Source organism: Mycobacterium sp., from assembly GCF_052144515.1.
Taxonomy (GTDB): Bacteria; Actinomycetota; Actinomycetes; order Mycobacteriales; family Mycobacteriaceae; genus Mycobacterium.
Genome location: NZ_JBKQQD010000503.1, coordinates 1 through 4,457 on the forward strand (window position 1 = coordinate 1; position 4,457 = coordinate 4,457).

General features: G+C 63.3%; 5 protein-coding genes and 1 pseudogene. 3 read left to right on the forward strand and 3 right to left on the reverse strand.

Annotated features, from left to right (window positions below; all coding sequences use genetic code 11):
- Both ACLP9N_RS33910 and ACLP9N_RS33915 read left to right on the forward strand, forming a co-directional pair.
- Nucleotides 1–127: pseudogene (locus ACLP9N_RS33910) on the forward strand (hypothetical protein); the annotation flags it as partial.
- A 35-nt stretch (nt 128–162) separates the two neighbouring features.
- Nucleotides 163–1,632, forward strand: coding sequence for a recombinase family protein (locus ACLP9N_RS33915; protein WP_442411491.1), 1,470 nt, complete (start codon nt 163–165; stop codon nt 1,630–1,632).
- A gap of 79 nt (nt 1,633–1,711) precedes the next feature.
- On the opposite strand, the gene ACLP9N_RS33920 is transcribed toward ACLP9N_RS33915, so the two are convergent.
- Nucleotides 1,712–2,890, reverse strand: a complete 1,179-nt coding sequence (locus ACLP9N_RS33920) for a DGQHR domain-containing protein (RefSeq protein ID WP_442411492.1) — start codon at nt 2,888–2,890, stop codon at nt 1,712–1,714.
- A gap of 130 nt (nt 2,891–3,020) precedes the next feature.
- On the reverse strand, nt 3,021–3,224 hold the full coding sequence (locus ACLP9N_RS33925; RefSeq protein WP_442411493.1) for a hypothetical protein: 204 nt from the start codon (nt 3,222–3,224) through the stop codon (nt 3,021–3,023).
- Between the two features lie 57 nt (nt 3,225–3,281).
- On the opposite strand from ACLP9N_RS33925, the gene ACLP9N_RS33930 reads away from it, so the two are divergent.
- A complete protein-coding gene (locus ACLP9N_RS33930; RefSeq protein WP_442411494.1) occupies nt 3,282–3,575 on the forward strand; it encodes a GIY-YIG nuclease family protein in 294 nt (97 codons plus the stop codon).
- 33 nt (nt 3,576–3,608) lie between these two features.
- On the opposite strand, the gene ACLP9N_RS33935 is transcribed toward ACLP9N_RS33930, so the two are convergent.
- Nucleotides 3,609–4,457, reverse strand: an 849-nt coding sequence (locus tag ACLP9N_RS33935; RefSeq protein WP_442411495.1) for a GIY-YIG nuclease family protein, incomplete at its 5' end; no start/stop codon positions are given.

Genomic DNA, 4,457 nt, shown 5'->3' on the forward strand with positions numbered 1-4,457 from the left:
CCACGTCCAAGGGTGGACCACCACCCATCGCACCGACATCACCGACCTCACCCTGGCCTGCGGCCCGGATAACCGGCTCGTTGAGAAGGGCTGGACCACCCGCAAAAACGCCAAAGGCGACACCGAAGCGTTCCACCGTCAACAAACGTTATACTTGGCGGCATGACCGCAACCATCGCTGCCGCCTCGACCACCCGAAACGCTGCTGACAGCAAATCGAAACGACTAGGGCGGCAACAGGTTTCACACCGCGCGGCCATCTATGTCCGCATCAGCCTCGACAGCACCGGCGAGGGTCTTGGCGTCGCCCGGCAGGAGGAGGACGCCCGCGCGATCATCGAGCAGCGCGGCTGGACGCTGGCCGGGGTCTACTCCGACAACTCGATCTCGGCCAGCGACTCGCGCAAGCACCGGCCCCGCTACGCCGACATGCAGCGCGACTACGCCGAGGGGTTGTTCGACGCCCTGGTGGTCTGGGACTTGGACCGGCTGACCCGTCAGCCTCGCCAGCTTGAGGACTGGATCGACGCCGCCGAGGGTCGCGGTCTGGCGCTGGTGACGACCAACGGTGAGGCCGACCTGACCACCGACGGCGGGCGCATGTACGCACGGATCAAGCTCGCGGTCGCCCGGGCCGAGATCGAGCGGAAGTCGGCCCGGCACAAGCGTGCCCTCCAGCAGCATGCCAAGGCCGGGAAGGTGCCGCACGGACCCCGGCTGTTCGGCTACACCGCCGGCGGGAACATCGAGCCGAAGGAGTCGGTGATCGTCACCGACGTCTTCGAGAGGTTCTACGCGGGCGAGTCGCTGCGGTCGCTGGCGCGGATGCTGGAGGACAAGAAGGTGCCGACCCGCAGCGGTCGCCCGTGGAACACCCGCACGGTGCGCGACATGCTCACCAACGCCCGCTATGCGGGGTGGGCGGTGTACCAGGGCGAGATCGCCACCGACAACGACGGCAACCTGGTGCGCGGGAAGTGGGAGCCGCTGATCGGCGAGGACACCTTCGACGTGATCCAGGCCCGGCTGTCGGACCCGTCACGTAAGACCAACCGGGTGGGAACCGACCGGCGCTACCTCGGGTCAAGTCTGTATCTGTGCGCCGAGTGCGACGGTCTGATCAAGACCGTCAACGGCGGCAAGTACTTCTGCTCCGGCCACGTCATCCGCGAGCACCGCCACGTCGATCAGTTCGTCATCGACGTGATCGCCGAGCGGCTGAGCCGCAAGGACTTCGAGAAGCTGCTCGCCCCGGTCGGAAACGACATGAAGCCCGTAGTCGAGCAGTCCAAACAACTGCGCGCCCGGCTGGCCAAGATCGACAATGAGTACGACGAGGGGATCATCGACGGTCGCCGCTGGCGCTCCGCCAAGGAGAAGGTACAGGCCAAGCTCCGCGAGATCGACAAGAAGCTGGCCACCCGCAAGGGCGGCGCGGCGCTGGGCAAGATCGCCGAGGCCCCCGATCCGGCCCAGGCGTTCCGCGAGGCGTCGCTGATGGGACAGCGGGCCGTGATCGACGCGCTGTGCACCGTCCGGCTGCGCCGGGCCGGCAAGGGCCGATTGAAGCGGGACCTCTCAGGCCGGGAGGTCATCGACCCCGCCAGTGTCGTCATCGACTGGCGGCGGTGATGATCAGGTCGTTGAACGAAAATAGCCTGTCTGCCGGCCAGAAACGCACCGGACAGACAGGCTATTCGTTGGATGCTTTTTATAGCGTGATCATGTCTGACGGCTTCGGAAGCAGTGTCTGGATGAGCATCGCCAACCGTCGCCGCCCGGCGTCGCCGCTGAATGCGGATGCAACTGATCCCGTGCGCCAATAGTCCGCGCCGTCCACCGATAATTGGTTGCCCTCGACAACCGCAGTACCCTGAAGGCCCGGCAGATCGATCATTACCTCGGCGTATGAATCGGGATCGCCGAGTTTCATACCGCGGGAACGAATCACCTCGATCACCTGAGGCAAAACTTTGTGCAAAGCCACGGAGCCCTGACCCTTCTGGATCTGGTAATCCTCGGGATTTTCGAAAGCCTCTGGCAGAACGATCTGAATGCCGCGCCAATACGCATTGATGATGCTGGCGATCATTGCCGGGTCGGCGCGCTTCAGCAACGGCATATCGAGCACGGGCTTGAGCGAACGAACGAACTGGGGCATAGGCATAATGACGCCGTCACCCCTGCGCTTGCGCACGTTGGCGAGTTGGAAGCGGTCCTTCCACGGCCCATCCAGTAGTTGCAGCTCCTTCATTACCGCTTGCCCCCGCGTGATCCAGTCACGATCTGCGCCTGCGAGAGCATCGCGCAGATCAGGGTCGTCCTCGGCCATCCTGCTTAGCAGAGTGAACGCCAAGTTGGTGCTCACGTTTTTCGCGTTGGTGTTGACCTCGTAGAACTCTTTCATCTCCGCCGCGGTGTCCAGTCCCATTGTCAGGCTGATCGGTGCAGGGAAGTCGTCGAAGCTGGCCTCCGACTTGAGAAGTTGCATAAGCCCAGCGCGACGGTGCTGTCCGTCATAGACCCAGAGCTTGAGGTCGGCATCGAACTCGATGTAACCCACGCCCGCCCAGTTCGAGCCCGACTCGATGGCATCTTCGAAGTTCACCTGCTCGTCGGCGGCCCCGTTGACAAACACCTTCACCGAGGGCCAGTCGTCCTCCCTGATGTTGAGCAACAGCGAATTCGGCATCCGGCCACCGGATTTGTAGTAGTCGGCGGCCTGTTTGACCCGCGCCGTAACCAACGACCGCTGGTATCCGCGGTCCGCTTCGTTGTCGTGGACGTCAACCTCGCCCTGGTCATTCAGCAACTGCGGGGTGACGAATCCTTGCAACATCGGCGTTCCCCGCTGGACCGCGAGGGCCCCGTTTAATCGGACTTTTGACACTTGAACCCTCTCGGTAGGCAGATCTGTGACTCAGATCTGATTTATAAGATCTGAAGATAGTGCGGCGTCTCCAATGTGTCAACAGATCTAAAACGCAGATCTTAGAATTCAGATCTCGCTATCGGATCGGTCAACGGCGATCCACCCCCGGCGCAGATTTCGACGGCAGGTAGCCCGAAATCGGGGTGATCCCGGCGCGTTCGCGCACCCGGCGCTCAAGGTCCACCGGCGAGACGATGCGAATCTGCTGCCTGGCGGCGTGCACCAGCACGTCATGGGCGACCACCAGCGCGGCCAGCGCGTCGGGCTGGTGCTGACCGGCCTGCCAAGTCACCGCCGCCTCCTCACGGGCCGGTTGGCCCGTCGGTGTGTCCTCGTTACGGTGGAGGCCGTGCCGAAGCGCAAGCAGGTCTACAAGATCACCTATCCCAACGGGAAGATCTACGTCGGTATGGACCTCACCGGCGCAATTTCCTACTTCGGCAGTCCCAGCGCCAAAGAACGGATCGCCGCCGACCTGGCAGAGCATCGCCTAGACCTGACCGCCCGCAAGCAGATCCTCTGGGAATCCGAGACAGCGACCGACGCGGAGGTCCGCGCAATGGAGATCAAGCTGATTCGGGAGACCGGAGCGAACAATCCTGCCATCGGCTACAACCTCACACCACGGTGGTCCGGTCCGTGACGGAACAGCGTTCCACCGCTGTCGAGGACAGCACTACTCGACGCCCCGGCTCTCCCACTCGCCGAAAGTTCCTTCCGCAGAAATCCACTCTCGACGGCCATTGCAGGACCGCCCAAGGGCGACGGCACCGGCAGTCGATGGGGAGGGAAAGACGATGTTGCGGGTCACGCGGCCAGTCCCCGCTTCGACGGCTATGGCACCGTTGGCGACCAGTTGCTCATGCTGGGCTCGATAGGAGGCGTAAGCCTTCATGGTGCTCTGCGCTTTGCCGACGCCATGCCAGGAGGCGACCACGAACGAACCGGCGAGCATGGTGAACTCCCCGTCGATCTGTTGCGCCTGAGCATCAACGCCGAGCTTGGGGTGGCTGAGCCGAAAGATCGGTGATGTGGTCGCCTCAGCGGGCGCGGGAATCGGGGAGGTGGGCTGCGGAACCCGAATGGCGTTGACGCCGAGCACCGGCAGGACGATCTGCAGTTGGGACACGAAATAGTCCATGTCCGACTTATCCGCCTCGGGCAAGGCCGGGAGAGTGGGGCCAGTGCTGTTGTCAAGGGTGACCCGGCCAGCCTGCGTCGCCAGGGAGACGAGCTTGGACTCCAAGTAGCGGCCATGGGCTTTGGTGAGGTTGGCGTCCTTCGACGTGATGACGACAACCCGATCCCAGAACTCCTTTTTGCGCTGGTGATCGCGTAGCCGGTCGGCCACGATATCGGCCTCACCGATGTAGCAGCGGGTGTTGCCGACGGCTTCTTCGTCGTCACCCAGCAGCAAGTAGGCTCCGGTGCGTTGTGCCTCATCCCGTGTAAGAAGATCCGCCAGGTCCGAGCGGCGGGCCGACAACACATGGCCGGTCCAGTTGGTGATCTCAGCGGTTGTCAA

Coding starts and splice junctions, on each gene's coding strand:
- ACLP9N_RS33915 (WP_442411491.1), top strand. CDS start 163: ATGACCGCAACCATCGCTGCCGCCTCGACCACCCGAAACGCTGCTGAC.